This window comes from Deinococcus koreensis, from assembly GCF_002901445.1.
GTDB lineage: Bacteria > Deinococcota > Deinococci > Deinococcales > Deinococcaceae > Deinococcus > Deinococcus koreensis.
Genome location: NZ_PPPD01000001.1, coordinates 3,383,785 through 3,409,918, shown reverse-complemented (window position 1 = coordinate 3,409,918; position 26,134 = coordinate 3,383,785). Strand labels below are relative to the sequence as shown.

The window sequence follows — 26,134 nt, the reverse complement described above, 5'->3', positions numbered from 1 at the left end:
GTCCTCTTCCCGTCTGGAGGTTTCACCTTGAATCCCGAACGTTTCACCGAAGCCAGCGCGCAGGCCGTGAATGCGGCCCAGCAACTCGCCCAGAGCCAGCAGCAACAGAATCTGACCATCTACCACGTCCTGCGGACCATGCTGGACAACGACACGGCGTCGCGCGCCGTCACGGCCGCCGGGGGTGACCTCGCGGCCGCCCGCGCGGCGCTGGACGCCGAGATTGCCCGCCTCCCGCGCGTGCAGGGCGGCGGCGAACAGCTGTACCTCGATCCCGCCCTATCCCGCGCCTTCACGAAGGCCGACACTCTGGCCGGGCAGCTGGGCGACTCCTTCGTGGCCGCCGATACCCTGCTGCTGGCGCTGCGCGGCGAGTACAGAGGGAAGGGCCTGCCCAGTGAAGCCGACCTGAACCGCGCGCTCAATGAAGGGCGCAAAGGAAAGACCGTGACCAACAAATCGTCCGAGGGCCAGTTCGACGCCCTGAACAAGTACGGCACCGACCTGACGCAGCGCGCCAGAGACGGCCGCTTCGACCCGGTGATCGGCCGCGACGAGGAAATCCGCCGCGCCATGCAGATCCTGCTGCGGCGCACCAAGAACAACCCGGTGCTGATCGGCGAGCCCGGCGTGGGCAAGACCGCCATCGCCGAGGGCCTCGCCATGCGGATCGTCTCGGGCGACGTGCCGGAGGGCCTGAAGAACAAGCGCATCGTGAGCCTGGAGATGGGCAGCCTGCTGGCCGGAGCCAAATACCGGGGCGAGTTCGAGGAACGCCTCAAGGGCGTCATTGACGAGGTGGTCGGGTCGGCCGGCGAGATCATCCTGTTCGTGGACGAGCTGCACACGATCGTCGGCGCGGGCAAGACCGAGGGCAGCCCGGACGCCGGCAACATGCTCAAGCCGGCGCTGGCGCGCGGGGAGCTGCACCTGATCGGCGCGACCACGCTGGACGAGTACCGTGAGATCGAGAAGGACTCGGCGCTGGAACGCCGCTTCCAGCCGGTGTTCGTGGATGAGCCCTCGGTGGAGGACACCATCTCGATCCTGCGCGGCATCAAAGACCGGTATCAGGTGCATCACAACGTGGAAATCACCGACCCGGCGCTGGTCGCGGCGGCGCGGCTCTCGCACCGCTACATCACGGATCGGCAGCTGCCGGATAAGGCCATCGACCTGATCGACGAATCGGCGGCCCGCCTGCGGATGGCGCTGGAATCGAGCCCCGAGCGCGTGGATCAGCTGCAGCGCCGCAAGCTGCAGCTGGAGATCGAGCGCGAGGCTCTGAAGCGCGAGAAGGATCAGGACTCGCAGAACCGCCTGCTGGACATCGAGGATAGCCTGAAGAAGCTGGGCGACGAGCTGGGCGACGTGAGGTCGCGCTGGCAGGCCGAGCAGGGCGACGTGCACAGCCTGAAGGCCAAGCGCGACGCGCTGGATCAGGTGCGAACCGACATCGAGAAGGCCCGGCGCGACTACGACCTGCAGCGGGCCGCCGAGCTGGAATACGGTCAGCTGCCGGGGCTGGAGAAGGACGTGGCCGAGCTGACCAGCAAGCTCAAGGGCGCCGAGTTCGCCCACACCCAGGTCACCGAGGAGGACGTGGCCGCCGTGGTGAGTCGCTGGACCGGGGTGCCCGCCAGCAAGCTGATGGAGGGCGAGCGCGAGAAGCTGATGCGCCTGGAAGAAGGGTTGCACGCCCGCGTGATCGGGCAGGATCGGGCCATCGTGAGCGTCTCGGACGCCATCCGCCGGGCGCGGGCGGGGCTCAACGACCCGAACCGGCCGCTGGGGAGTTTCATGTTCCTGGGGCCGACCGGCGTGGGCAAGACCGAGCTGGCCAAGGCGCTGGCCGAGTTCCTGTTCGACTCCAGTGACGCGATGGTGCGCCTGGACATGTCCGAGTACATGGAGAAGCACACGGTCGCCCGCCTGATCGGGGCGCCTCCGGGCTACGTGGGCTACGAGGAAGGCGGCCAGCTCACCGAGGCCGTGCGCCGCCGGCCCTACTCGGTGCTGCTGCTCGACGAGATCGAGAAAGCGCACCCGGACGTGTTCAACGTGCTGCTGCAGGTGCTCGACGACGGCCGCCTGACCGACGGCCAGGGCCGCACGGTGGACTTCCGCAACACGCTGATCATCCTGACCAGCAACGTGGGCTCGCCGCTGATCCTGGAGATGCAGCACCGGGGCGACGACCCCGACGAGATCCGGGAAGCCGTACTGAACGAACTCAACTCGCACTTCCGCCCCGAGTTCCTGAACCGCGTGGACGACATCATCGTGTTCGACGCCCTGACCCAGGCCGACCTGACGCGCATCGTGGAGATCCAGCTCGACAGCCTGAGAAAGCGCCTGGCCGACCGACGCGTGACCCTGCACCTGACGGAGGCCGCCAAGCAGCGGCTGGCCGAGGTGGGCTACGATCCCGCCTTCGGGGCGAGGCCGCTGCGCCGCGCCATCTCGCGTGAGATCGAGACGCCGCTGGCCAGGGAGATCCTGCAGGGCCATGTGCCCGACAACTCCAGCCTGAACGTGGAGTACGACGGCAGCCGCTTCAGCTTCCAGACCGGCGTGCTGAACTGAGCGCAGGAGGAGCATCGCTGAGAGTTTTGTTTTCCCGTGAGCAGGATTGACAGACTTGGGCACATCACCACAAAGGGGAAGGGAGGCACCGTATCGACTGCGGTGCCTCCCTTCCAGCCATCTGACGGCGGGAGCCGGCGGTCAGCCCGGCCGATCGGCCAGAAATTCGCTCAGACGATCCCACGTTTCGCTGATGCCCTGCAACATGCCCATCTCCATCACCGTGACCAGAGCCTCGGGCGTGCTGTACACGGAGCGGCTGACGACCTTCGTGCCTCCCTCGACCCCCTCGAAGGTCAGGATCGCCCGGGTGGCCGGCATGGCCTCGTTGATGGCCCCCTGGGCGTCCGAGAAATAGTCGGTGTAGGTCAGGCGCTTGGGGGCGACGATCTCCTCGTAGACCCCCAGGCCCCACGACTCCATGACGTAGAACTCGCCCTGATTCTGGTCGACGCACTTCATGCAGTAGTGCCAGCGTCCACCAGGACGCAGGTCGACCGTGCAGTGGCTGAGTACCCAGCCGCGCGGCCCCCACCAGTGGCGCAGGTGCTCCGCCCGCGTGAAGGCCTCGAAGACCAGGGCAGGCGGCGCCTGGAACATGCGCTCCAGAACGAGTTCCTTGCCCTCCTCGACACGGTGGGTCAGGGCGGGCACGGGGGTGGGGCGGCTCGTCGGGCTGGTCATGATTCTCCTCCTGGCTTGGTCGGGTCGTTCGGGAGAGGTGGCGGGCGGGTGGCGGTCGGATCGGTCTGAAGGGTTTGCAGGTAGGTGTCCAGCTGATCGAAGCGTTCCTCCCAGAGCAGCCGGTACTCGGAGATCCAGGCGTCCAGCTCCCGAAAGGGCTCAGGGCGCAGGCTGCAGATCCGGCGGTTGGCGCTGGCCTGCATGTCGATGATGCCGGCGTCGCTGAGAATCCGCAGGTGCTTGGATGTCTGCGGCTGCCGGAGTCCGAGGCGGCTGGCGATTTCCCCGACCGCGAGGGGCTGACGGCGCAGCAACTCCACCATCTGCAGCCGGTAGGGGTCGGCGAGGGCGGTGAACGTGGCGGTGTTCAAGGGCTCGGTGGATCACCTCCTCCAGCATCGATTGCCTGCTGATTATATTATTCCATGGTACGAATATTCCTGTCAAGGCATATACGATCATATCTGGGGTGTCCCCACTCACCGCGCATGAATCGGTCTTAACCGCCCTGTTCCCCAGGCAGGAACGGCCCTACACAGCCAGCGGCAGCGTAGCCTCGGGGCATGACGTCCTCTCCCCTGCGGCCCACCTCGGCCGCGTTGCCGGAGGGAGCGGGAGCGCCGCAGCCCTCGACTCCGGCGGCCCTGTTCCGGGTGTTCACGGGCGTGGCCCTCTCGGGCGTCGGCGGGGGGCTGCCGGCCCACACGCGCCGGGCCGTGCTGGCCCAGGGCTGGATGACGGACGCGCAGTTCGCCGAGTCCTACACCCTGGCTCAGCTGACCCCCGGCCCGAACGCCGTGAATCTGGCGGCCATGATCGGGGCCAGGGAGGCGGGGGGGCTGGGCGCCCTGGCCGCGGTGGCCGGCATCCTGTGTCCTGGCCTGATCGTGATGCTCGGGGCCTCTGCCCTGCTGGTGGGCGTCGGCCTGCCGCCAGTCCTGCAGAGCGCCTTGCGGGGCGCGGCCTGTGCGGCCCTGGCGGTGCTGCTCACGGCGGCCATCCCCGTGGTCAGGGTCGCCCTGAGGGTGCGGGGCGGCGCCGTGCTGTCCTCCCTGACCTTCCTGGCGCTGGGCGCCCTGCGCCTGGATCTGCTGCCGGTCTTCGCCGCGCTGGTGGGCGCCGGGCTGATCCTCAACCGTCCGCGCCGGGTACCACCGCATGACTGAACCGGGAAGTGGGCCGGGCTTCCTGACCCTGCTGCTCGAATTTGCACGCCTCGGCCTGATCAGTTTCGGAGGGGCCAACCTCGCCGAGATCGAGCGCGTGCTGGTGGGCACCCGGCACTGGATCACGCCCGCCACGCTGGCCAACGGATTCTCGCTGGGCCAGCTGATGCCGGGGCCGAACATGCTCTCGGTCACCCACTACGGCTTCGCCATTGACGGCTGGAGCGGCGCGGCGGCCGCCACCCTGGGCTTCTACGGCCCCACCGCCCTGCTGAGCGCGGCGGCGGCCCTGGTCTGGCAGCGCTTTTCCACCCACCCCTGGCTGGTCGCCTTCCGCGACGCCCTGCTGCCCTTCGGGGCCGGCGTGCTGCTGGCCGGCGCCTTGGTGCTCGCCCAGACCAGCATTCACAGCTGGGCGGGCGCGGGACTGGCGCTGGCCGCCTTCCTGATCCTCTGGCGCACGCGCGTGAATTCGGTGTGGGTGGTGCTGGGCGCGGCGGTGCTGGGGGCGGTGCTGGGGCTCTAGGGCGGGCACTTCAGCGCCGTGGGGGAGCAGCTGACGTGACCCTCGCGCCGATCCGCTGTTCCGGCCGAAGCCAGGGGGCGGCGCCCCCAGCTACGCCGGGCTCAGGTTGGCGAATTTAACGAGGAGCTTCTTGGTGCCCGCGCTGGGAAAATGCACCGTCACCTCCTGCCGGTCTCCGGTGCCGGCCACCGCCAGCACCTGCCCGCCGCCGAACTTGGGATGCGTGACCTTCTCGCCCCCCCGGTACGCCATCTCGGCGGTCAGGGAACTGGTGTTCTTCACCGCGCTGGGCGTCACCGGCACGGTGGGCCGGTACTGCTTCCAGCTCTTGGCGCGGTATTCCACGACCTGCCCGTAGGGGTCGATGGTGTCGAAACCGTCCCCCAGCTCCTCCAGGAAGCGGCTGTCCTCGGCGGCGTTGGTCTTGCCGTACTGCATGCGGTTCTCGGCGGCGGTCAGGAACAGGCGATCCATGGCGCGGGTGATGCCCACGTAGAACAATCGCCGCTCTTCCTCGATGCCGCCCGCCTCGACCAGCGCGCCGCGGCTGGGGAGCAGTCCCTCCTCGGCCCCCACGATGAACACCACGGGAAATTCCAGGCCCTTGGCGTTGTGCATGGTCATCAGAGTCACGGCGTCCTCGGGGGTGCCCTTGTTCTCCTGCCTGGTGCGCATGTCGTCCACGGAGGACAGCAGCGCGGCGTCGTCCAGGAAGTCTCCGATGGTGCCCGCGTGATCCTGGGACTGCGCCCATTCCTCGGCAGCGTTGATGAGTTCGTCGAGGTTCTCCATACGAACCTGACCTTCCGGGCCTTCCTGTTTCAGCAGATCGAGGTAGCCGCTGGACTCGATCACGTAGCGCAGGAAGGGGGCGGGCTCGTAGTTGTCGGCGGCGTCGCTCATGGCGGCCATCAGGGCGGCGAAGTCCACGGCCTTCTGCGCCCCCCGGTCGAGGATGCCGTGATCCGCGGCCTTGGCGCAGGCGTCCAGCAGGCTCGAGTGGTGGAGGCGTGCCCACTCCATCAGCTTCTCCAGCGCCGTATCGCCGATGCCGCGCTTGGGCCGCCCGATGATGCGGCGCAGGGCCACGTCGTCCGATGGGTTGATGGCGAGCCGGGCGTAGGCCAGGATGTCCTTGATCTCGCGGCGGTCATAGAAGCCCACGCCGCCCACGATCTTGGCCGGAATCTGCACCCGGCGCAGCGACTCCTCGATCACGCGGGACTGGGCGTTGGTGCGGTACAGGATCGCCATGTCGGTGTAGGGCCGGCCCTCCAGGGTGTGCAGGCGGGTCAGCCACTCGGCCACGAAATCGCCCTCGGCGCGGTGGTCCGTGGCGCGGTGGAACACGACCCGGTGCCCATCCTCCTTCACGGCCTTCAGGGTCTTCTCCAGCCGCTCGGCGTTGTTCTCGATGAGCTTGTTCGCCAGATTCAGCACATGCGCGCTGGAGCGGTAGTTATGCTCCAGCATATAGACTTTGGCATCGGGGTAATCTTTCTGGAAATCGAGGATATTTTGTATATCCGCGCCTCTAAATTTATAGATCGACTGATCGGGATCGCCCACCACCAGCAGGTTCCGGTCTCTCGAGGCCAGCAGCCGAGTCAGTTCGTACTGCGCCTTGTTCGTATCCTGGTACTCGTCCACGTGGATGAACCGCGCGCGGTTCTGCACGGCGTTCAGCACGCCCGGCACCTCGTGGAACAGGCGCACGGTCTCGGTGATCAGGTCGCCGAAGTCGATGGCGTTCTGGCCCTTCTTGCGCGCCTCGTAGCGGCGGTAGGCCTCGGCGGCGACGTCTTTGGGCAGGCCGCTGATAAACGGCTCGTAGCTCCGTGCCAGGTCGTCCGGGGTCATCAGGTTGCTCTTGGCCCGGTCGAGGATGCCCCGGATCACGCGCGGGCTGGTGTCCGGGCCGATGCCGGGGATGCTGCCCATGACCTCCTTGATGACGTCGAGCTGGTCGTCGTCGTCGTAGATGACGAAGCCTCGTTTCAATCCGATGTGCTCGCCGTAGGCCCGCAGGATGCGGACGCCCGCCGAGTGGAAGGTGCTCATCCAGAGCTTGTCGGCGCCGCCGACCAGATGCTTGGCCCGCTCGCGCATCTCGGCGGCGGCCTTGTTGGTGAAGGTCACGGCCAGGATCTCGCCGGGATCGACCCCGTAGTGCCCGATCAGGTGGGCGATGCGGTAGATCAGCGTGCGGGTCTTGCCGCTGCCGGCGCCGGCGATGACCAGCGCCGGGCCGGTGTAGTGGTCGGCGGCCTGGGCCTGGGTCGGGTTGAGGTTGGACAGCAGATCGGGGCCGGAACTCACTGCCCCAGTCTAGCAGGAGACGTTCTGTTTTGAGCGTAATCGATTGGGCCGAGATACCATGCCGGCCCCCCCGGAACCAGGCCCCCGCTGGGCGGCCCCGGCCCACCGTGTTCCCGGTCAGGGCACGGTTTTCGCCGCACCTAACCCTGCTAGCCTCGCCTGGATGACCCAGCCACATCCTCAATTCGCCTCTCGCCTCGCCCTGGGGAGCGTGCTGGTCGCCTGTATCGTGCTCGGCCTGAAATTCCTGGCCTGGTATATGACCAAAAGTGTCGCGCTGTATTCCGACGCCCTGGAGAGCATCATCAACGTGGCGGCAGCGCTGGCGGCGTTCGTCGCCCTGCGGGTCGCTGCGCGGCCGGCCGACGAGAACCATCCCTACGGCCACACCAAGGCCGAGTATTTCAGCGCGGTCGCCGAGGGCGTGCTGATCGTCCTGGCGGCCATTTCCATCCTGCGGGCGGCCATTCCGGCCCTCCAGAATCCGGTCGAGATCGCGGCCTCCTACGAGGGCCTGGCGGTCAACCTGGGGGCCAGCGTGCTGAACGCCCTGTGGGCCACGGTGCTGGTGCGCCAGGGCCGGGCCCTGCGCTCCCCGGCCCTGGCCGCCGACGGCCGGCACGTCATGAGCGACGTGGTGACCAGCGTGGGCGTGCTGATCGGTGTGCTCGCCGCGCGGCTGACCGGCTGGTACTTCCTCGACCCGCTGCTGGCCATGCTGGTGGCCCTGAACATCCTCTGGAGCGGCTGGCAGCTGGTGCGCGAGAGCGTGGGCGGCCTGATGGACGCCGGGGTCGACAAGGACACCGAACTCCGGATCCGTACCATCCTCAGCCAGCACGGCGAGGGCGCGCTGGAGATGCACGACCTGCGCACCCGCCACGCCGGCCGCCTGACCTTCGTCGAGTTCCACATGGTCGTGCCCGGTGCCATGACCGTGGAGGAGGCGCACGCCATCTGTGACCGGGTCGAGGACGCCCTGCGCGCGGAGATGCCCGACGTGAGCGTGACGATCCATGTGGAGCCGCAGGAGAAGGCCAAGCACCACGGCGTGCTGGTGCTCTGAGGCGGATGCCGGTCGAGCGGGCTCTGTGTCCGGACTGCGTTAGGCGAGAACGCGGGTGCGGAGACAGGCTTGGCAAGGACGCCCGACAGGTGATGTACAGGGCGGTGTTCGCCCCTCCCCCTCGACGGGCACAGTCCGGAGAAACGGGCGGCAGCGCGCAGCGAAGGGGGATAGGAAGGCCAGCCAAGCCCTTCCGATTCGTCTGTCTCGCCGCTCGGAAGCACCTCTGAACGGCACATCCCAGGGCTGGACGGAGTCGGGAGGAGCGTTCCTCTGGCGGCGTGGACTGCCGGTGCTCCGCAGCGGAGGACTCTCCCGTATCGTCCCGGATGTGGCGGCCTGAAGCGGGGTGGCCACGAGCGCGTTCCGTCCCCGTGAACCATTGATAAAGCGTTTGCGCGCCGGGGGCTTCTTTTGTGCGCGGGCATCGTGTCTATACTCCCGGCATTCCAGCAGGGCACCACGGACACGAGCGGACAGCACACAGCCGCCGTTCGGGACGAAGGGAGAGGACATGGCCGAGATAGACCCCCGCACCGACACCCACATCCGTTCCATGGCGGGGCCCACCCGCCCGGCGTACGGCCCGCCGACCCAGATCACCGTGGACGCCCAGACCCTCAGCGCTCACGAGGGTGAGCCGCTGGTGGACGTGATCAACCGCGCCCAGATGGAGCTGCCGCAGGTCTGCTACCACCCGCAGCTCGGGCCGATCCAGACCTGCGACACCTGCATCGTGGAGGTCGGCGGCCAGCTCGTTCGGGCCTGCGGCACCAAGGTCACGCCGGGCATGACGGTGCGAACCGCCGTGCAGGCCGCCCAGCTGGCCCGCGAAAATGCGTTTGACCGCATCCTCGCCAACCACCTGCTGTACTGCACGGTCTGCGACAACAACAACGGCAACTGCACGGTGCACAACACGACCAAGCTGATGGCGGTCGAGCACCAGAACCGGCCCTACCAGCCCAAGCCCTACGCGGTGGACGCCACCAACCCCTTCTACCAGTACGACCCGGATCAGTGCATCCTCTGCGGGCGCTGCGTGGAGGCCTGCCAGAACCTTCAGGTGAACGAGACGCTGAGCATCAACTGGGAATCCGAGCATCCGCGCGTGCAGTGGGACGGCGGCAAGGCCATCAACGAGTCGAGCTGCGTGAGCTGCGGGCACTGCGTGTCGGTGTGCCCCTGCAACGCGCTCATGGAAAAGTCGATGGTGCACGAGGCGGGCTACTTCACGGGCATCCCGCTGCCCATGTTCCAGAGCGCGGTCGCGCTGGTCAAGGACATCGAGCCATCGATGGGCTACGGCCCGATCCTGAACATCTCGGAGATCGAGTCGGCGGGCCGGGAAGGCTACATCAAACAGACCAAGACGGTCTGCACCTACTGCGGGGTGGGCTGCTCCTTCGAGGTCTGGACGAAGGATCGCCACATCCTCAAGATCGAGCCCACCCACGGCCCGGCCAACGGCGTGAGCACCTGCGTGAAGGGCAAGTTCGGCTGGGACTACGTGAACTCCGGCAAACGCCTGACCTCGCCGCTCATCCGCGAGGGAAACACCTACCGCGAGGCGAGCTGGGACGAGGCGCTGAGCCTGATCGCGCGCAAGATGACCGAGATCAAGGCGCGGGATGGCGCCGACGCCCTGGCGTTTATCGCGTCGAGCAAGACCTCCAATGAGGAATGCTTCCTGATGCAAAAGCTCGCCCGCGCGGTGGTCGGCACCAACAACGTGGACAACTGCTCGCGCTACTGCCAGAGCCCGGCGACTGTGGGCCTCTTCCGCACAGTGGGCTACGGCGGCGACACCGGTTCGATCCGGGATCTGGAGCTGGCCGGGCTGGTCATCGGCATCGGCACGAACACGGCCGAGTCCCACCCGGTGCTGGCGACCCGGGTCAAGCGTGCCCACAAGCTGAACGGCCAGCGCCTGATCGTGGCCGACCTGCGCGAGCACGAGATGGCCAGCCGCGCCGACCTGTTCATCCGGCCCAAGCCCGGCACGGACTTCGTGTGGCTGAACGCCGTGGCGAAGTACATCCTGGACAACGGCCTGGAGAGCAGGGACTTCCTGGCCCGCTGGGTGAACGGCCTGGACGAGTTCAGGGAAACCCTGGCGCCCTACAACCTGGACTACGCCGAGCAGGTCAGCGGCATTTCGCAGGAGCAGCTCAAGCAGATCGCGCACGAGATCGTGCAGGCCGATGGCACCTGCATCATGTGGGCCATGGGCGTCACCCAGCAGTGTGGCGGCAGCGAGACCAGCACGGCCATCTCCAACCTGCTGCTGGTGACCGGCAACTACATGCGCCCCGGCGCGGGCTCCTACCCGCTGCGCGGCCATTCCAACGTGCAGGGGGCGTCCGACATGGGCGCGGTGCCGACCTTCGTCGCGGGCTATCAGAATGTGCAGGACGAAGACGTGCAGCGCCGCCACCTGAACGAGTGGGGCACGCCGCTGCCCAGGAACAAGGGCCTGGACAACCACGAGATGGTGGACGCCATCCACGAGGGCACGCTGAAGTTCATGTACCTGATGGGCGAGGAGATGGCGATCGTCGACTCGAACGCCAACTACGTAGAGGAAGCCTTCAACAAGCTGGAATTCTTCGTGGTGCAGGACGTGCTGTTCACGCACACCGCCGGTTTCGCGGACGTGGTGCTGCCCGCCAGCCCCAGCCTGGAGAAGGACGGCACCTTCACGAACACCGAGCGGCGCATCCAGCGGCTGTATCAGGCCCTGGAACCGCTGGACGGCTCCAAGCCCGACTGGCAGATCATCCAGGAGATCGCCAACCGCCTGGGCGCCGGCTGGAACTACGCGCACCCCTCCGAGGTGATGGACGAGGTCGCCCGCCTGACGCCGCTGTTCGCCGGCGTGAGCTACGAGCGTCTGGAGGGCTTCCGCTCGCTGCAGTGGCCCGTGCACGCCGACGGCACCGACACGCCGCTGCTGTTCCTGGACGGCTTCCCCTTCCCCGACGGCAAGGCGCGGCTGTACCCCGCCCAGTGGATTGCGCCGCTGGAGAGCGCGACCGAGGAATTCGACCTGCACCTGAACAACGGCCGGATGCTGGAGCACTTCCACGAGGGGATCATGACCTTCGAGTCGCCCGGCATCAAATCCAAGGTGCCCAACGGCTTCATCGAGGTCTCGCCCGAACTGGCCGAGGAGCGCGGCATCAAGACCGGCAGCACGGTGCGGCTCGTCTCGCGCCACGGGGCCGTGAAGATGCCGGTGCTGGTCACCGCGCGGGTGCAGGGCCGGCAGCTCTACATGCCCATGAACGTGCCCAACGCGGTGGACGCCGTGAACCGCCTGACGGGCAGCCACACCGACCAGACCACCCACACGCCCGCCTACAAGGACGTGGCCGTGCGGATGGAGGTGCTCAGCCTGGACGGCGAGAATCCCCTGCCGCGCACCAACCACCGCTGGGGCCACCCGACCCCGCAGCGCGGCGTGGAGGTCGAGCGCAAGTGGCAGCGCCCGGACTACGTGTTCCCCGGCGCGAGCCTCACCATGCTGGAGGGCGCCAGCCTGAATGCGCGGGCCGACCAGCTCAGCGGCGCCGACGACTGATCCTCACCCTTTCCGAGCCCGACGGGAGACTCCATGGCCACACACATCGAATACCAACACCGCCGCCCCACGCCCCAGGAACTGCTGGCCGAGGCCGGGAACGACCCGCACAGCGCCGAGGCGCTGCTGGAGGGGCTGAAGCTGCTGCGCTCCCTGCACGACCACGGGGTGCTGGACGTGGCGAACAAGGTGGTGCGCGGCGGCAGCGGCCTGGCTGGCGGCGCACTGGAGATCATGGAGGGGCAGAGTTCGGTGCACCTGCTCCGCAACCTGCTGGAGGTCGCGCGCACCCTGAGCGAACTCGATCCCAACACGACCGGCACGCTGGGCCGCGCCCTGACCAAGGGCGTGAACGAGGGCGCCCGCCGCGTAGCGCGTTCCGAGGGCGTGGGCCTGGGCGAGCTGATGGGCCTCATGCGCGACAAGGACGTGCAGATCGCGCTGGGCGCCCTGTTCGGTACCCTCAAGGGCTTCGGCCGGGCGCTGCGGGAAGGGCAGGAGGAACTGGCCGAACTGAACGAGGCCAGCCAGCAGGGGGGCAAGACCACCACGTCTCCCCTGTCAGCCCCGGCGGCCAAGGGCGCGCCGGCCAGCAAGGCGGCGAAGTCCACCAGCCGATATGAGGCCGGTCGCTGAGGCACTCCTGAACACGGACGGGCAGACCATTTCACTGCCCGTCACGCGCTTCCAGGCCGGGCAGAGGGGGGAGCAGGACGACACGGTGGCGGTCGAGGAACCGCTGGAGCTTCGCCTGCACACCCCCGAGACCTCGTTGCCGCTGGCCGTCCTGATGAGGACGCCGGGCCACGACCGCGAGCTGCTGCTGGGCTGGCTGGTCTCCGAAGGACTGCTGCCCCACGGGTATGATCTGGCCCCGGACGGCGAGAACGCCAACGTCTGGCACCTGCACACGCCGGAGTACGAGCGGCTGGCGCAAGGAGCGCGGCTGGGCGTGTCGTCGAGCGCCTGCGGGGTCTGCGGATCGGGCAGCATCGAGCGGCTGGCGGTGCGGGCGCAGGCGCCGGTCTGGACGGGGAACCCCCTCCGGGCCAGCTTCCTGGCGAGCCTGCCGGACGTCCTGCGCTCGGCCCAGCCGGGCTTCGACGCCTCGGGCGGACTGCACGCCGCCGGACTCTGCTCCCCGGACGGCACGCTGCTCTGCGCCTTCGAGGACGTGGGCCGGCACAACGCGGTGGACAAGGTGGTGGGCTGGGCCCTGACGCAGGGCCAGCTTCACCTGGGACGCCACATTCTGGTCGTGAGCAGCCGCGCCGGCTTCGAGATCGCGCAGAAGGCGGTGACTGCCGGGGTTGCGGTGGTGGTCACCGTGGGCGCGGCCACCAGTCTGGCCGTGGACACCGCCGCCACCTTCGGCCTGACCCTCTGCGGCTTCGCGCGCGAGGGGCGGCTGACGGTGTATTCGGGGGCCGAGCGTGTGGAGGCGTGAGGAGGCGGCTGAACCTCCTGAGGCCGCGCTCCCAGGGGTTTACTGCCCTCTTCCACCTGAATTGAAGTGAAATGACCCGCCTTCCATTTCATCCCTCGTAAAATGTAAGTTCGTGCTGTCTCTGCCTGAGAGACAGGTGTTTCTTCATGAAAGGCCCCATCAAGAGACAGCTCTCCCCCGAGTGTCTACACTCCTCCACATCTCATCAAGTTGTAGGGAAGGAGGAACGCATGGGCTTTCTGGATCGTGAGCATTCCGTCGCCGGGCCGGGTTGGAGCCGCTGGCTGGTGCCGCCCGCCGCGCTGGCGGTGCACCTGAGCATCGGTCAGATCTACGGCTATTCGGTATTCAACAAACCCCTCTCCCGCCTGATCAGCGGCGACCTGAAGGCCGAGACGGGCGCGGCCGGCGACTGGTCGCTGTTTCAGGTCGGCCTGATCTTCTCGGTGGCGCTGTTCTTCCTGGGCGCCTCCTCGGCCATCTTCGGCAAGTGGGTCGAGCGCGAGGGCCCGCGCAAGACCATGTTCGCCTCCGCGCTGCTGTTCTGCGGGGGCTTCTTCGTGGCCGCTCTGGGCGTGCGGACGCATCAGCTCTGGCTGGTGATCCTGGGCAACGGCGTGATGGGCGGCATCGGCCTGGGGCTGGGCTACATCAGCCCGGTGAGCACGCTGATCAAGTGGTTCCCGGATCGCCCCGGTCTGGCGACCGGCATGGCGATCATGGGCTTCGGGGGCGGTGCGCTGATCGGCAGCCCCCTGGGCACCGCGCTGATGGCGCGCTTCGCCGGCGACGGCACGCTGGGCGTGGGCACCACCTTCCTGATCATGGGCGCGGTGTACCTGCTGTTCATGCTGTTCGGCGCCTTCCTGATCCGCGTGCCCGCCGAGGGCTGGAAGCCGGCGGGCTGGACACCCAAGGTCAACGCGGCGGGCGGCATGATCTCGAACCACAACGTGCTGGTCGACCAGGCCTTCCGCACTCCGCAGTTCTGGCTGCTGTTCGCGGTGCTGTTCCTGAACGTCACGGCCGGGATCGGCGTGCTCGGTCAGGCCAGCGTGATGGTGCAGGAGATGTTCTCCGACCGCGTGCTGGGCACCGGCAACGGGGTTACGGCGGCGGCGGCGGCCGGCTTCGTGGGCCTGCTGAGCATCTTCAACATGGCCGGGCGCTTCTTCTGGAGCTCCACCTCCGACCGGATCGGGCGCAAGCCGACCTACATGATCTTCTTCGCGCTGGGCGCGGTGCTGTACTTCCTGATTCCGCAGTTCGGGCGCATGGGCAGCCTGCCCCTGTTCGTCGCGGGCTTCTGCGTGATCCTGTCGATGTACGGCGGCGGCTTCGCCACCATTCCCGCCTACCTGCGCGACATGTTCGGCACCATCAACGTGGGCGCTATCCACGGCCGCCTGCTGCTGGCCTGGAGCGCCGCCGCCATCGTCGGCCCCACCCTGCTCAACGGCTTCCGCGACCGGCAGATCGCCGCCGGGGTGCCCGCCGCCCAGGCCTACTCCACGGTCATGTACATCATGGCCGCGCTGCTGGTCGTGGGCTTCATCGCCAACCTGCTCGTGCGCCCGGTCGCCAGCCGCTACTGGGCCGAGTCCCCCCAGAGCCGCCCCCAGGCCGCCGACGACTGAGACCGGGAGACCCCTATGACCCAGAATCCTGTGACTGAAGTGCACCAAGCCGACAAAGTGTCCGCTGCCACCTACCTCTTCTGGCTGGTACCCGGCATTCCGCTCGCCTGGGGCGTGTGGCAGACCCTGCTCAAAGTCGTGCAGCTGTTCCAGTAGCGCTGGAAATCGGCAGCGGCCCACCCTTCATCGGGGGTGGGCCGCTTCGACGTCTCCGCTCAGAGCGCGGCGGCGGCGCCCTCCAGCACGGCCGCCAGATACGGCGCCGTGCGGCTGCCCCTGGCCCGCGCGACCTCGGCCGGGGGGCCGGCGGCGACGATCCGGCCGCCCTCGTCCCCGGCGCCCGGCCCCAGGTCGATCACCCAGTCGGCCCCGGCGATCAGGCCCAGGTCGTGCTCGACCACGATCACCGTATGCCCGGCGTCTACCAGACGTTCCAGCTGCGCCTGCAGCCGCTCGACATCGGCGGGATGCAGGCCGGTGGTGGGTTCGTCGAGCACGTACAGCGTGTGGGCGCGGGCGCTGCGCTGCAGTTCGGTGGCGAGCTTGACGCGCTGCGCCTCGCCGCCCGAGAGTTCGGTGGCCGGCTGGCCCAGCCGCAGGTAGCCCAGCCCGACCTCCTGCAGCACGCCCAGGGGGCGGCGCAGCGTGGGCTCTTCCCCGAAGAAGGCGGCCGCGTCGTCGACGGTCATCGCCAGGACGTCGGCGATGGTGCGCTCCCGGAGGGTGATCTCCAGCGTCTTCTCGTTGTAGCGCGTGCCGTGGCAGACCGGGCAGGGCGCGTAGACCGAGGGCAGGAACAGCAGCTCGACCATCACGAAGCCCTCGCCCTGGCAGTGGTCGCAGCGCCCGCCCTTCACGTTGAAGGAGAAGCGCCCCGCGCTGTAGCGCCGCTTTCTGGCATCCGGAGTGGCGGCGAACAGCGCGCGCACCTGGTCGAACAGCCCGGTGTACGTGGCGATGTTCGAGCGCGGCGTGCGTCCGATCGGCTGCTGGTCGACCTGCACCAGCCGCCCCACGAGGTGCAGGTCGCCGTCCAGACGGCCCTCGGTGGGACGGGCAGCCTCGGCGTCGTCGGGGGATGGTTCCCCGCCCTCCGGCTGTGCGGGCTGGCCCAGGTGCGCTGCCAGGAGCTGCGGCAGCGCCTGACTGACCAGGCTCGACTTGCCCGAACCGCTGACCCCTGTGACCGCCGTCAGGACGCCCAGCGGCAGCTCGGCGTCCAGGGCCTGCAGGGTGTTGCGGCGCACGCCCCGAAGGTGCAGCCAGCCCGTCGGCGCACGCGGCGCGCGCACCGTCGGCCGGGCGGCGTTGAAGAGGTAGCGGCCGGTCAGCGACTCAGGGACGTCCCTGAGTCCCTCCGGCGGGCCGCTGTAGAGCACCCGGCCGCCGCGCTCGCCCGCGCCGGGGCCGACGTCCACGATCCAGTCGGCGCGGCGGATCACGTCCAGCTCGTGCTCGACCACGAACAGCGAGTTGCCGGCGGCCTTCAGGCGCGCCAGGGCGTCCAGCAGCGCCTCGGTGTCGGCGGGGTGCAGGCCGGCCGAGGGCTCGTCGAGCACGTACACCACGCCGAACAGGTGCGAATAGAGCTGGGTCGCCAGCCGCAGGCGCTGCAGCTCGCCCGGCGAGAGGGTCGGGGTCGAGCGCTCCAGGCTGAGGTAGCCCAGCCCCAGCCCCTGGAGCACCCCGATCCGCGACACCAGGTCGCCGGCCAGGCGGGTCAGCGCCAGCGCTTCCTCGGTCGGGCGCGGCGGGAAGCCGGGCGGGCGGTCCGGGTCGCCCCCGGCGGCAGGTGCGAGCAGCTCGGCCACGCGGGCCAGCGGCAGGCGCGAGAAGTCCGCGATGTCCAGGCCGGCAAAAGTGACCGACAGGGCCGCCGGGGTCAGGCGTTTGCCGTGGCAGGTCGGGCACTCGCTCATGACCATGTACGACGCCGCGCGGCGTTTCATGCTCTCGGAACCCGAGTGGGCGAAGGTGTGCAGCACGTGGCGCCGGGCGCCTGTAAAGGTGCCCATGTAGGAGGGCTCCAGCTTGCGTTTCAGCGCCCGCTTCGTCTCCTCGGGCGTGAAGCCGGGGTACACCGGCACGACCGGCTGCTCGTCGGTGAACAGGATCCAGTCGCGCTGCTCCTGCGGCAGGTCGCGCCAGGGGCGATCCACGTCATAGTCCAGCGTGACCAGGATGTCGCGCTGGTTCTGCCCGCCCCAGGCGGTCGGCCACGCCGCGATGGCCCGCTCGCGGATGGTGAGCGACGGATCGGGCACCATCGACGCCTCGGTGACGTCGTAGAGGCGGCCCAGACCATGGCACTGCGGACAGGCGCCCTCCGGGGTGTTGGGCGAGAAGCCCTCGGCGTAGACGATGCCCTGGCCGGGCGGATAGTCGCCGGCCCGCGAGTACAGCAGCCGCAGCACGTTACTGAGGGTGGTCAGGCTGCCCACGCTGGAGCGCGCCGTGGGGCTGCCGCGCCCCTGCTGCAGCGCGACGGCCGGCGGCAGCCCCTCGATGCGGTCGACGTCCGGCACTCCGACCTGGGTGAAGAGGCGCCGGGCGTAGGGCGAGACCGATTCCAGATAGCGGCGCTGCGCCTCGGCATACAGCGTGCCGAAGGCCAGCGAGGACTTCCCCGAGCCCGAGACGCCGGTGAACACCACCAGCGCGCCGCGCGGCACGTCCACGTCCACCTCCTTGAGGTTGTGCTCGCGGGCGCCGCGCACCCGCACCATCCCGGTATCGAGCAGCGTGGGAAGGGAGCCATCGGGGCGAGTCATGGCGGGAGTATGCGGGGCCGCGCCGGGACTCGCCTTCAGGACTCCCCTATTTCTGAACGCTTGCCGAAGGGATGCGGGCCAGGAAGGCAGTCAGGGCGCGGAGGATATCGCCCTCTGCCTGGGCACGGGTGACGGTGGGCCTACCGTCGTTCCGCTGCGGGCCGTAGCGACCGAAGAAGGCGTGGACGGCGCCGGGAACGACCGTCAGGGTGGTGCCGGCGGGCAGCCGTTCCAGGCCCCCGCGCACCGCGTCCGGCGCCGCCACGCCGTCGCGCTCGGCCAGCAGCGAGAGGGTGGGCAGGGACGCCTCCCTGAGGCTGACGTTGCCGGCCGGGTAAGCCGCCATCAGGATCAGGCCGGAGAGCGCCTGAGCGTGCTCCGCGGCGTACCCGGCGGCCATCGCGCCGCCCAGGGAATGCCCCGCGACGAGCACACGCTTTCCCTTTCCGTAGCGGGCGATCAGGGCGTCGGCGCGGTTTGGCTGGATCACCGCGAGGTCGAGGGGGAAGGCGGGGATCAGGGTCTCCACGCCCTGCGCGGCCAGCGCCCGGCCCAGCCACTCGTACGCCTGCGGGCGCACCAGACCGCCGGGATAGAACACCAGCAGCGTGCCCCCCTCGCCCTGGGCGGGCCGGATGCGGATAGCCGGGCCGCCGACGTTCTCCAGTGTCACGCGGGCGGTGTCCGAGGTGTCGGCAGGCGCTGCGCCGACAGGAGGTACCGCGTCCTGGCCGAGCACCAGCGGAGGACGGACGAGCGTCTGGCGGGCAGTGGCGACCAAGTAGCCGGCCAGCAGGCACAGCAGGGCCAGCAGCCAGGCGCGGGCGCGGGCGCTTAGGCGGGGCAGGCCTAGACGGGGCGGGCGGCGCAGGCGGGTCATGAGCACAGCATGGCCCATACCGGGGCGGGGGTCACGGTGCGGGGGCGGCAGGGGGCCGACGTAACGGACTCCGGCAGGCGTCACCGCCCACACAGGCCCATGCTCTAGGATGCGGCCGTGACCGCCTCAACCGAGCGTCCGACCCGCCCGCTGGCTGTGAAGCCGGCCGGGTACGTGGAACTGGCGCGCTACTCCAGCCTGGGGCGGCTGTGGGCGCTGCTGGGCGGGGCGGCCCGCGCCGGGCGCGAGGTGAGTCTGGTGCGCGGCGACGGCCCCGAGGTCTGCCGCCGGCGCATCAGCGGCTACTCGATTCCCAACGCGGCCGTGTTCCTCGATCTGGTCAAGGTGGGGCGCGAACTGGAAGACGCCTTCGCGCCCCACCCCGCGCTGGTCGCCCTGCTGGCCGACGATCCCGCGCCGCTGCGGGCCGAGGTCAACGCCCATTTCGAGCTGCGAACCGACTTCAGTCTGGCGCTGACCGCCCGGCGCGACCTGATCATGCGCCCCGAGTTCCGCTTCACGCCCATCGTGCGCGGGCTGAGCGACCTGCCCGACGACCTGCCACTCGACGCCCGCCGCCTGGGGCGCGACGAACTGCACCTGATCGTGCAGCGCGCCTGCGGCCTGGCCTGAGCTGCAGCGGGCCGGGCCTCCGGATCATACGGACTGCCGCTCCATTCCGGAACATCCGGGAAAGCGCCGGATGTCCCTTGCCTTCGGCGCTCTGCGAGTCACCTGCGGAGCTCTACGAGTCGCTTGCGGCGAAATCCGTATCATTTCCTCCTCTGCTTCGCAGCTCTGCGAGTCCCTCCGCACCGGATTGATTCCGAACACAGAACGGATAGCATTCGGAATCCGGATCAGCCGTCGCTGGGCGTGCGTTTCTTGGGCTTGCTGGCGGCGAAGGCGGCCAGTTTCGCGGTCATGGCCGGCGGCGTCTTGAGCAGCAGGTCGCGGGCGTTGGGATGAGTCTGGGCGAAGGCTTCCACGCGGTCAAACATCCGGCCGAATACCTCGTCGGGCATGTCCAGGGCGGGCGTGAGGCGCACGGTGCGCTTGGAACTCAGGCTCAGGTTTGCCATCACGCCCGCGCCGTGCAGCTCGCGCAGGGCCAGGATGGCGGTCGCCTCGAAGACGATCTCCTGCAGGGCGGCGGGCAGCGGCACCCCCACCATCGGCCGGAACTGCATGGCGAGCAGTAGGCCCTGGCCGCGCACCTCCTCGAAGAGTTTCGGGAAGCGGGCTTTCAGCTCCTGCAGGCGTTTCAGGCCGACCTCGCCCAGCGCGAGGCTGCGGGCCGGGAAGTCGTGGTCGATCAGGTACTCCAGACTCTTCAGGCCGACCGCCATCGCCAGGGTGCCGCCGCCGAAGGTGTTCGAGTGGCGCTTGGAACTCAGGCCGCCCAGCATCTTCTTGTAGATGTCGTGGCGCACGATGGTCGCGCCGACCGCCGTGAGGCCGCCCCCGAGCGGCTTGGCGAGGGTGATGATGTCGGCGTCGAGGCCCTGGGCGGCCGATTCGAACCAGTGGCCGGTTCTCCCCAGGCCGGTCTGGATCTCGTCGGCGATCACCACGATGCCGTGGCGGCGGCACAGCTCGCCCAGCCCGCGCAGGAAGCCCCCCGGCGGCACGTTCACGCCGCCCTCGCCCTGGATCGGTTCCACGATCACGCAGGTCACGTTGTCGGGGCCCAGCCGGCGGATCAGGCGGCCCAGGGCGTCCAGGTCGCCGTAGGGGCAGGTCACGGCGCCCGGAATGAGCGGCCGGAAGATGTCCTGGTATTCGGGGTTGGGGGTCAGGCTCAGGCTGCCCAGGGTCTTGCCGTGGTAGGCGCTGGAAAAGGAGATCTGGTACTTCGAGCGCGGCCGCCAGGCCTTGGCGAACTTCAACGCGCCCTCCACGGCCTCGGTGCCGCTGGAGCAGAAGAAGACCTGGCTGCCGGCGTGGCTGGGCAGTTCACGGGCCAGCAGGCGCACCAGATTGGCCTGCAGCGCGGCCCGCCAGGGACTCACCGACTGCTGGGGCAGGCCCATGGCGCGGCTGTGATCCAGAAAGTCGTGCAGGAAGGCGGTCAGCACCGGCGGCATATCCCCGAAGGGCACGGCTGCGAAGCCGCTGGCATTGATGCGCCGCACGCCGCGTTCGTCTTCCAGCTCCCAGGGCGTGACCCGCGTGAACGGCCCGGACAGCTCCAGCAGGCCCAGGCCGTAGAGCAGTTCCTGGTTGCCGTAGGTCAGCTCCAGCTCGCGCACGCGGGCCGGGCTGAGCTGATCGTGGAGCACCTCGTCGGCGCGGATGAAGTCGGGGCGGGAAACGGACATGCCCGCCAGTCTAGTGCCGCGTGCCCTCAGGTCGCCGCTTCGCGTTTCAATGCGGGCACCCCGCCGGGGTAGGCCGTGGCGTCCAGACCGTCGGCGCGCAGGAAGCGGGCGGCCAGTCCGGAGCGCACGCCGCGTTCGCAGATCACCACCAGCGGGCCGTCTGCCGGCTGCAGGCCGTGCGTGCCCTCCTCGATCTGCGCCAGGGTGAGGGTGCGGATGGGCAGGCGGGTCAGGCGTTCCAGCGGCTCCTGAAAGCGCAGCTCCGGGGGGCGCAGGTCGATCAGGGTAACGGCGCCGGGCAGGGTCATGGGCGCAGCATAAGTCCGGGACGCACATTCCGGGCGGGGCACTCGGGTATCCTGACCTTCATGGAAGATGTCACCCCGCAGGAAGGCCAGCGCCGCGTGCAGTCGGGCGCTCTGCTCGTGGATGTCCGCGAGCCTAACGAATACCAGGAGGTGCACGCCGAGGGCGCGCTGCTGATGCCGCTCAGCGAGTTCGAGTCCCGCGTGGCCGAGCTCCCGAAAGACCGCGAACTGGTCATGATCTGCCGCAGCGGCGCCCGCAGCGCCCGGGCGGGCGAATACCTCATGCAGAACGGCTATTCCCAGGTCGCCAACCTCACGGGCGGCACCCTGGCCTGGGTCGAGGCCGGCCTGCCCAGCGTCAAGGAGCAGTCCTGATGGAAGACCAGACCCCCACCACCGAAACGCCCGCCGGCCTGCCGAGTGAGGCGCAGGTGCTCGAAGCCCTGAAGATCGTGAAAGACCCCGAGATTCCCGTGAACGTGGTCGACCTGGGCCTGATCTACGGAGTGGACGTGGCTCCCAGCGGCGCCGTGGACATCACCATGACCCTGACCTCGGTGGGCTGCCCGGTGCAGGATCTGATCCGCGCCGACGCCGAGATGGCCGTGGGCCGCCTCGACGGCGTGACCGACGTGAACGTGGAGTTCGTCTGGACGCCGCCCTGGGGCCCGGACAAGATGACCGAGGACGGCAAACGCCAGATGCGGATGTTCGGCTTCAACGTCTGAAGCAGTGAATCGAAAAGGGGCGGTCTCTCAGGAGGTCGCCCCCTTTCACGTTTGATGGCGATGATTCCTGAAACGGTCGCAGCCGCCTCTTCCGTCCCTGTCTGACGGGTGTCAGATGTGTGAACCGCTGTGAATCGGAGCCGTGCGAGGGCTCGGATCGCCTTCGTGCTGGAGGCTGGAACTGCCCCCGATGTCGGAGGCGGGCTTGACGGCACGCGCCTTGATGAACGTCAGGGCGCCGCACGCCTGAACCCACCGCCACCGGCTCCCTCGTCCCAGCAAGGAGAAAGGCGGCCTCCAGCTGGGGCCGCCTCACTGCTGAACGGCTGAGGGCTCAATCGTCGCTGCTGCGGGCGATGCTCAGGATGTTCAGGAACTGCGCCAGGGCCATCGCGAAGCCGGCCACGTAGGTCAGGGCGGCGGCGGTCAGCACCGAGCGGGCGCCGTTCACGCCCTGGTCGCTGCCGCTTAGGCCCCGGCTGTTCAGGTAGGCCAGGGCGCGGCGGCTGGCGTCGAACTCGACCGGCAGGGTGACGAGGTGGAAGAGCAGCGCCAAGCCGAAGAGCACGGCGCCCAGCCACAGCAGCCCGCTGATCTGCAGAACGATGCCCACCATCAGCAGCAGCGGCGCCAGGTTCATGCCCAGGCTCAGGGGCACGGCCATCTGACCGCGCAGCACCAGCGCGGGCATCCGCACCTTGTCCTGCAGGGCGTGGCCGACCTCATGGGCCGCCACCGCCATCGCGCCCACCGAGGGCACGCCGTACACGCTCTCGCTGAGGTTCACCGTCTTGCGGATGGGGTCGTAGTGGTCGGTCAGGTTGCCGGGCACGGCGTTCACGGGAATGTGCCCCAGGCCGTTCTCGTCGAGCATCATGCGGGCCACGTCGGCGCCGGTCAGGCTGCGGGCGTTGCGAACCTGCCCCCACTTGCGGTAGGTGCTGCTCAGATAACCCTGGATCAGCATGGACGCGATGAAGACGGCGAGGATCAGAAAGGTGTAAGGGCCTAAAATCATGTCAGAAGCTCCTCCGGGGGCCAGAGACGGGCGGGGCCAGCGGGGGCGCCCACCATCAATATCTTAGCGCCTCGGACTCAAATTCCATGAGGAGCGCTGAGGAGGCTGTTCAGCCGGTCTTGACCTGTCCGGTTCGCAGCGCGGCGGTCTGGGCCTCTGCCCCCGGCAGCCTGACCGAATGCACGCGGAACCTCACGGCGGTGCGCTCTTCCTGCTGCACATCCAGCTTCACGAACTCCGGCTGGGCGTAGAGGTCGAGGTGGTCGCCCACCAGGTAGCCCCGGGCGATCGCCAGGGCCTTGACGGTCTGGTTGACGGCCGCCGGGCCGATCGCCTGGATATCGACCTGCCCCTGGGAACGGAGCAGGGCCGCGATGGCCCCCGCGATGGCGTTGGGCCGGGAGGTGCCGGACACGCGCAGGGTTTCGGTGGGGGTAGACGACGGGGAGGTCACGATGAGCACAGTCTAAGAAGATGTGCAAAAACTCGCAATTCCCCCAGTGGCGGGAGAAACGGGAAGGCATCCGGCCGGGAGAGGCCATGGTCAGTGGAGCCGCAGAAGCTCCTCCATGCCGCCCAGCGCGAGCAGGTAGCTGTCGCGGGCGTTGCCCTGGTCATCATCGACCCGGTGCTGGTAGGCGTGGACGGGCGCCCGGCCGGCGTCGACGAGGGCGCGGATCTGCGGCACGCTCGTCAGCCACACGCCCTCGACCACGGGCACCCGCAGCACCTCGCGGCCTCCGCGCAGCCTCAGCTCGGTCTGAGTCCAGCAGACGTGGTAGATGATGTCGGCCTGCGGGTAGAGACGCTCGTAGTGGCGCAGATCCTTGAGATTGAAGGTCACGGTCAGGGCCGGGTCGTGACCGTAGCGGCGGGCGGTGAAGAAGGGGGTGCGCTGGGTCTTCAGGTCGGCGTAGCCCTCGCGGCCGTCCGGGCGGGTGCGGATCAGGTCGATGACCTTGGGGTTCCGGGCTTTCGCGGGGTTTACCCGTACCTGTAATCCGGCCAGATGGGCCAGCCCGGCGCAGAAGTCGGCCTCCTCGCGGCAGCCCAGGCCGTACCAGTAGGCCCTGTCCTCGGTGTCGTGGGCCACACCCTCGTTGCGCCAGCCCGGATCGCCCGAGTCAGGGGGCATCAGCGGCTCTTGAGTTCCGTCCAGATGCGGTCGTAGAGACGCTGCGGGCGCCCGGCGGGAAGCTCGTCGATGAAGTCCAGCTTGCCGTTTTTCAGCCACTCGGCGGGCGGGTTCAGGGCCGGCACCTCCTTCAGGAAGTCGTCGAGCAGCTCCTGGGCGGCGGCGTTCGGCGTGGCGTAGTAGGTGTAGTTGCTGATGGCGGCGCCGACCTCGGGCCGCAGCACATAGTCGATGAAGCGGTGGGCCAGTTCGGGGTTCGGGCTGCGCCGGAGCACCACCAGGGTGTCCATCGAGATGGTCGTGCCCTCCTGCGGCAGCGCCACCTGCACGTTCTCATCTTCCTCCGTGGCGATCAGCAGGTCGCCCACGTAGATCTGGCCGAGGTCGATCTGCCGGGCCAGCAGCTTGTTGCGGGTGCCTGGGCCGCCGTCGAAGCCCTGGAAACCGCGCTTGGCCACCGTGCGGCGCAGCAGGTCGCGGGCGGCGCGGAGCTGAGAAACGTCGGTGGTGTTGGCGCTGAAGCCCAGGTACTTCAGGGCGGCGCCGACCACCTCGCGCGGGTCGTCGAGCAGGATGAAGCGCAGGGTGTCCTGGGGGCCGAAGATCAGTTCCCATGAGACGCGTGGGGGCGTGTACCGACTCTTGTTGAAGGCCAGCCCGGTGGCGGCGTACTGGTAGGGCACGGAGTAGCGGTTGCCGGGATCGTAGCCCGCGCTCAGGAAGCCGGTGCCGACGTTCTTCAGGTTGGGCAGCCTCGATTTGTCCAGCGGTTGCAGCAGGCCGGCGCGGGCCATCGTCTGCACCACGTAGTTGCTGGGCACGGCGAGGTCGTACTGCGCGCCGCCCCCCTGCAATTTGGCGAGCATGGCCTCGTTGCTCTCGTAGGTATCGAGGATCACCCGCACGCCGTTCTCCTTCTCGAAGGCCGCGACGATCTCCGGGTCGATGTATTCCGACCAGATGAACACCCGCAGGGTTTTGCCGTCGCCACGGGCCACCGGCGCCGGGTTGGCGCTAGCCGCCTCCGCTGGCACGGGCTTCTCGACCCGGTAGCAGGCGGTCAGGAGGAGCAGCCCCAATAGCGCCCCCCGCTTCATGCCCGGCTCCGGCGCGGGCGCAGCAGGGCGTTCGCGGCGATGATCGCCACCACGGTGACGAGCACCAGCAGGGCGCTCAGGGCGTTGATGTCGGGGGTCACGCCGCGCTTGACATTGGTGTAGATCAGCACCGGCAGCGTGCGGAAGCCCGAGCCGGAGGTGAAGTACGTGACCACGAAGTCGTCCAGCGAGAGCGTGAAGGCCAACAGCGCGCCCGCCAGCACCCCCGGCGTCGCCAGCGGCAGCACCACGTACAGGAACGACTTCAGGCTGCTGGCGCCCAGGTCGCGGGCCGCCTCCTCCAGCTCGCGGCCATAGCCGGCCAGGCGCGAGCGCACGGTCAGGGCCACGTAGGAGATCTGGAAGGTGATATGCGCCAGCAGCACCGTCCAGAAGCCGTTGTCGAAGGTCCAGCCCGCCCTCTCCAGCCCCAGGCGCACGAAGGAATAGAACATCAGCAGGCTCACGCCCATCACCACGTCGGGCACCACGATGGGCAGCACCAGCAGGAAGCTCAGGCCCGTGCGGAACTTGAAGGAGTAGCGCCACAGGCCCAGGCCGACCAGCGTGCCCAGCACCGTGCTGACGAGCGTACTGAGCACGGCGATGCTCAGCGTGTTGACCACCGCCTCGCGCACGTCGGCGCGGGCGAACAGCACCCCATACCATTTGGTCGTGAACCCCGCCCACGTCGCCCCGAAGCGCGAATCGTTGAACGAGAACACGATCACGACCAGGATCGGCAGGTACAGGAAGGCGTACACCAGCCAGGCCCAGACGCTCAGGGCGGGGTGGGTGCGGCGGGTCATGGGGCCCCTTCGGGGCGCAGAGGGCAGATGGCCGAAAGCTCAAGGCTTTTCGC

The 26,134-nt window shown here is 68.8% G+C and carries 24 protein-coding genes; 12 read left to right on the top strand and 12 right to left on the bottom strand.

The genetic code is table 11. From position 1 onward, the window contains the following. The first annotated feature begins 27 nt into the window (after positions 1 to 27). Complete coding sequence (gene clpB / locus CVO96_RS16035) at positions 28 to 2,586, top strand: ATP-dependent chaperone ClpB (RefSeq protein ID WP_103313092.1); 2,559 nt, start codon at positions 28 to 30, stop codon at positions 2,584 to 2,586. A gap of 141 nt (positions 2,587 to 2,727) precedes the next feature. Here clpB and CVO96_RS16030 read toward each other — a convergent pair whose 3' ends face one another. Next, positions 2,728 to 3,270, bottom strand: a complete 543-nt coding sequence (locus CVO96_RS16030) for an SRPBCC domain-containing protein (RefSeq protein ID WP_103313091.1) — start codon at positions 3,268 to 3,270, stop codon at positions 2,728 to 2,730. After that, on the bottom strand, positions 3,267 to 3,641 hold the full coding sequence (locus CVO96_RS16025; protein WP_103313090.1) for an ArsR/SmtB family transcription factor: 375 nt from the start codon (positions 3,639 to 3,641) through the stop codon (positions 3,267 to 3,269). Before CVO96_RS16025 ends, CVO96_RS16030 begins: the two co-directional genes overlap by 4 nt. A gap of 192 nt (positions 3,642 to 3,833) precedes the next feature. On the opposite strand from CVO96_RS16025, the gene CVO96_RS16020 reads away from it, so the two are divergent. Continuing rightward, on the top strand, positions 3,834 to 4,436 hold the full coding sequence (locus tag CVO96_RS16020) for a chromate transporter (protein ID WP_103313089.1): 603 nt from the start codon (positions 3,834 to 3,836) through the stop codon (positions 4,434 to 4,436). Next, positions 4,429 to 4,962 carry a chromate transporter gene (locus CVO96_RS16015; RefSeq protein WP_103313088.1) on the top strand — a complete coding sequence of 178 codons (534 nt, stop codon included), beginning with the start codon at positions 4,429 to 4,431 and terminating at the stop codon, positions 4,960 to 4,962. The genes CVO96_RS16020 and CVO96_RS16015 overlap by 8 nt, the downstream gene beginning before the upstream one ends. 90 nt (positions 4,963 to 5,052) lie before the next feature. Here CVO96_RS16015 and CVO96_RS16010 read toward each other — a convergent pair whose 3' ends face one another. Further along, positions 5,053 to 7,281 carry an ATP-dependent helicase gene (locus tag CVO96_RS16010; protein WP_103313087.1) on the bottom strand — a complete coding sequence of 743 codons (2,229 nt, stop codon included), beginning with the start codon at positions 7,279 to 7,281 and terminating at the stop codon, positions 5,053 to 5,055. A gap of 163 nt (positions 7,282 to 7,444) precedes the next feature. Between CVO96_RS16010 and mntE the strand changes: the two genes are divergently transcribed. The 6 genes from mntE (at position 7,445) to CVO96_RS21155 (ending at position 15,170) form a co-directional block, all read left to right on the top strand. After that, positions 7,445 to 8,347, top strand: coding sequence for a manganese efflux transporter MntE (gene mntE / locus CVO96_RS16005; protein ID WP_103313086.1), 903 nt, complete (start codon positions 7,445 to 7,447; stop codon positions 8,345 to 8,347). Between the two features lie 514 nt (positions 8,348 to 8,861). Further along, positions 8,862 to 11,930 (top strand): formate dehydrogenase subunit alpha, encoded by a 3,069-nt coding sequence (gene fdhF / locus CVO96_RS16000; RefSeq protein ID WP_243398408.1) that lies wholly within the window; start codon positions 8,862 to 8,864, stop codon positions 11,928 to 11,930. Between the two features lie 33 nt (positions 11,931 to 11,963). Then, positions 11,964 to 12,566: a helical membrane plugin domain-containing protein gene (locus CVO96_RS15995; protein WP_103313085.1), complete on the top strand. Its 603-nt coding sequence runs from the start codon at positions 11,964 to 11,966 to the stop codon at positions 12,564 to 12,566. After that, positions 12,550 to 13,377, top strand: coding sequence for a formate dehydrogenase accessory sulfurtransferase FdhD (locus CVO96_RS15990; RefSeq protein WP_103313084.1), 828 nt, complete (start codon positions 12,550 to 12,552; stop codon positions 13,375 to 13,377). Before CVO96_RS15995 ends, CVO96_RS15990 begins: the two co-directional genes overlap by 17 nt. Positions 13,378 to 13,607: 230 nt before the next feature. Next, positions 13,608 to 15,014, top strand: a complete 1,407-nt coding sequence (locus CVO96_RS15985) for an L-lactate MFS transporter (protein WP_103313083.1) — start codon at positions 13,608 to 13,610, stop codon at positions 15,012 to 15,014. Between the two features lie 15 nt (positions 15,015 to 15,029). Next, a complete protein-coding gene (locus CVO96_RS21155; RefSeq protein WP_165795330.1) occupies positions 15,030 to 15,170 on the top strand; it encodes an MFS transporter small subunit in 141 nt (46 codons plus the stop codon). Between the two features lie 59 nt (positions 15,171 to 15,229). Here the strand turns inward: CVO96_RS21155 and CVO96_RS15980 are convergent, their stop codons facing one another. Both CVO96_RS15980 and CVO96_RS15975 read right to left on the bottom strand, forming a co-directional pair. Continuing rightward, positions 15,230 to 17,785: an excinuclease ABC subunit UvrA gene (locus tag CVO96_RS15980; RefSeq protein ID WP_103313082.1), complete on the bottom strand. Its 2,556-nt coding sequence runs from the start codon at positions 17,783 to 17,785 to the stop codon at positions 15,230 to 15,232. A gap of 46 nt (positions 17,786 to 17,831) precedes the next feature. Further along, positions 17,832 to 18,665 carry an alpha/beta fold hydrolase gene (locus tag CVO96_RS15975; protein WP_103313081.1) on the bottom strand — a complete coding sequence of 278 codons (834 nt, stop codon included), beginning with the start codon at positions 18,663 to 18,665 and terminating at the stop codon, positions 17,832 to 17,834. Positions 18,666 to 18,782: 117 nt separating this feature from the next. Between CVO96_RS15975 and CVO96_RS15970 the strand changes: the two genes are divergently transcribed. Further along, positions 18,783 to 19,298 carry a hypothetical protein gene (locus CVO96_RS15970; protein WP_103313080.1) on the top strand — a complete coding sequence of 172 codons (516 nt, stop codon included), beginning with the start codon at positions 18,783 to 18,785 and terminating at the stop codon, positions 19,296 to 19,298. 227 nt (positions 19,299 to 19,525) lie between these two features. Here the strand turns inward: CVO96_RS15970 and CVO96_RS15965 are convergent, their stop codons facing one another. Both CVO96_RS15965 and CVO96_RS15960 read right to left on the bottom strand, forming a co-directional pair. Then, positions 19,526 to 20,986: an aspartate aminotransferase family protein gene (locus tag CVO96_RS15965; RefSeq protein ID WP_103313079.1), complete on the bottom strand. Its 1,461-nt coding sequence runs from the start codon at positions 20,984 to 20,986 to the stop codon at positions 19,526 to 19,528. 26 nt (positions 20,987 to 21,012) lie between these two features. Then, positions 21,013 to 21,294: a rhodanese-like domain-containing protein gene (locus CVO96_RS15960; RefSeq protein WP_103313078.1), complete on the bottom strand. Its 282-nt coding sequence runs from the start codon at positions 21,292 to 21,294 to the stop codon at positions 21,013 to 21,015. Between the two features lie 60 nt (positions 21,295 to 21,354). Here CVO96_RS15960 and CVO96_RS15955 point away from each other — a divergent pair, with 60 nt between their 5' ends. Together CVO96_RS15955 and CVO96_RS15950 are read left to right on the top strand one after the other, a co-directional pair. After that, positions 21,355 to 21,669 carry a rhodanese-like domain-containing protein gene (locus CVO96_RS15955; RefSeq protein WP_103313077.1) on the top strand — a complete coding sequence of 105 codons (315 nt, stop codon included), beginning with the start codon at positions 21,355 to 21,357 and terminating at the stop codon, positions 21,667 to 21,669. Continuing rightward, entirely contained in the window at positions 21,669 to 22,022 is a 354-nt protein-coding gene (locus CVO96_RS15950) for a metal-sulfur cluster assembly factor (protein ID WP_103313076.1), read from the top strand. The genes CVO96_RS15955 and CVO96_RS15950 overlap by 1 nt, the downstream gene beginning before the upstream one ends. A gap of 334 nt (positions 22,023 to 22,356) precedes the next feature. Here CVO96_RS15950 and CVO96_RS15945 read toward each other — a convergent pair whose 3' ends face one another. From CVO96_RS15945 to CVO96_RS15925, 5 genes are all read right to left on the bottom strand, one after another. Continuing rightward, on the bottom strand, positions 22,357 to 23,040 hold the full coding sequence (locus CVO96_RS15945) for a zinc metallopeptidase (RefSeq protein WP_103313075.1): 684 nt from the start codon (positions 23,038 to 23,040) through the stop codon (positions 22,357 to 22,359). 109 nt (positions 23,041 to 23,149) lie between these two features. Continuing rightward, on the bottom strand, positions 23,150 to 23,494 hold the full coding sequence (locus tag CVO96_RS15940) for a stage V sporulation protein S (RefSeq protein ID WP_103313566.1): 345 nt from the start codon (positions 23,492 to 23,494) through the stop codon (positions 23,150 to 23,152). Positions 23,495 to 23,584: 90 nt separating this feature from the next. After that, the gene (locus CVO96_RS15935) at positions 23,585 to 24,175 is read right to left on the bottom strand and encodes a hypothetical protein (protein WP_103313074.1); all 591 of its coding nucleotides are present in this window, start codon (positions 24,173 to 24,175) and stop codon (positions 23,585 to 23,587) included. Further along, positions 24,175 to 25,272 carry a polyamine ABC transporter substrate-binding protein gene (locus tag CVO96_RS15930; protein ID WP_103313073.1) on the bottom strand — a complete coding sequence of 366 codons (1,098 nt, stop codon included), beginning with the start codon at positions 25,270 to 25,272 and terminating at the stop codon, positions 24,175 to 24,177. The genes CVO96_RS15935 and CVO96_RS15930 overlap by 1 nt, the downstream gene beginning before the upstream one ends. Further along, entirely contained in the window at positions 25,269 to 26,081 is an 813-nt protein-coding gene (locus CVO96_RS15925; RefSeq protein ID WP_103313072.1) for an ABC transporter permease, read from the bottom strand. Before CVO96_RS15925 ends, CVO96_RS15930 begins: the two co-directional genes overlap by 4 nt. Between the last annotated feature and the right edge of the window lie 53 nt (positions 26,082 to 26,134).

Bases quoted from the DNA above. Each gene is read 5' to 3' on its own strand.
- CVO96_RS16030 (WP_103313091.1), bottom strand. From the start codon at position 3,270: ATGACCAGCCCGACGAGCCGCCCCACCCCCGTGCCCGCCCTGACCCAC.
- CVO96_RS16020 (WP_103313089.1), top strand. From the start codon at position 3,834: ATGACGTCCTCTCCCCTGCGGCCCACCTCGGCCGCGTTGCCGGAGGGA.
- CVO96_RS16015 (WP_103313088.1), top strand. From the start codon at position 4,429: ATGACTGAACCGGGAAGTGGGCCGGGCTTCCTGACCCTGCTGCTCGAA.
- mntE (WP_103313086.1), top strand. From the start codon at position 7,445: ATGACCCAGCCACATCCTCAATTCGCCTCTCGCCTCGCCCTGGGGAGC.
- fdhF (WP_243398408.1), top strand. From the start codon at position 8,862: ATGGCCGAGATAGACCCCCGCACCGACACCCACATCCGTTCCATGGCG.
- CVO96_RS15995 (WP_103313085.1), top strand. From the start codon at position 11,964: ATGGCCACACACATCGAATACCAACACCGCCGCCCCACGCCCCAGGAA.
- CVO96_RS15990 (WP_103313084.1), top strand. From the start codon at position 12,550: ATGAGGCCGGTCGCTGAGGCACTCCTGAACACGGACGGGCAGACCATT.
- CVO96_RS15985 (WP_103313083.1), top strand. From the start codon at position 13,608: ATGGGCTTTCTGGATCGTGAGCATTCCGTCGCCGGGCCGGGTTGGAGC.
- CVO96_RS21155 (WP_165795330.1), top strand. From the start codon at position 15,030: ATGACCCAGAATCCTGTGACTGAAGTGCACCAAGCCGACAAAGTGTCC.
- CVO96_RS15980 (WP_103313082.1), bottom strand. From the start codon at position 17,785: ATGACTCGCCCCGATGGCTCCCTTCCCACGCTGCTCGATACCGGGATG.
- CVO96_RS15975 (WP_103313081.1), bottom strand. From the start codon at position 18,665: ATGACCCGCCTGCGCCGCCCGCCCCGTCTAGGCCTGCCCCGCCTAAGC.
- CVO96_RS15965 (WP_103313079.1), bottom strand. From the start codon at position 20,986: ATGTCCGTTTCCCGCCCCGACTTCATCCGCGCCGACGAGGTGCTCCAC.
- CVO96_RS15960 (WP_103313078.1), bottom strand. From the start codon at position 21,294: ATGACCCTGCCCGGCGCCGTTACCCTGATCGACCTGCGCCCCCCGGAG.
- CVO96_RS15955 (WP_103313077.1), top strand. From the start codon at position 21,355: ATGGAAGATGTCACCCCGCAGGAAGGCCAGCGCCGCGTGCAGTCGGGC.
- CVO96_RS15950 (WP_103313076.1), top strand. From the start codon at position 21,669: ATGGAAGACCAGACCCCCACCACCGAAACGCCCGCCGGCCTGCCGAGT.
- CVO96_RS15945 (WP_103313075.1), bottom strand. From the start codon at position 23,040: ATGATTTTAGGCCCTTACACCTTTCTGATCCTCGCCGTCTTCATCGCG.
- CVO96_RS15935 (WP_103313074.1), bottom strand. From the start codon at position 24,175: ATGCCCCCTGACTCGGGCGATCCGGGCTGGCGCAACGAGGGTGTGGCC.
- CVO96_RS15930 (WP_103313073.1), bottom strand. From the start codon at position 25,272: ATGAAGCGGGGGGCGCTATTGGGGCTGCTCCTCCTGACCGCCTGCTAC.
- CVO96_RS15925 (WP_103313072.1), bottom strand. From the start codon at position 26,081: ATGACCCGCCGCACCCACCCCGCCCTGAGCGTCTGGGCCTGGCTGGTG.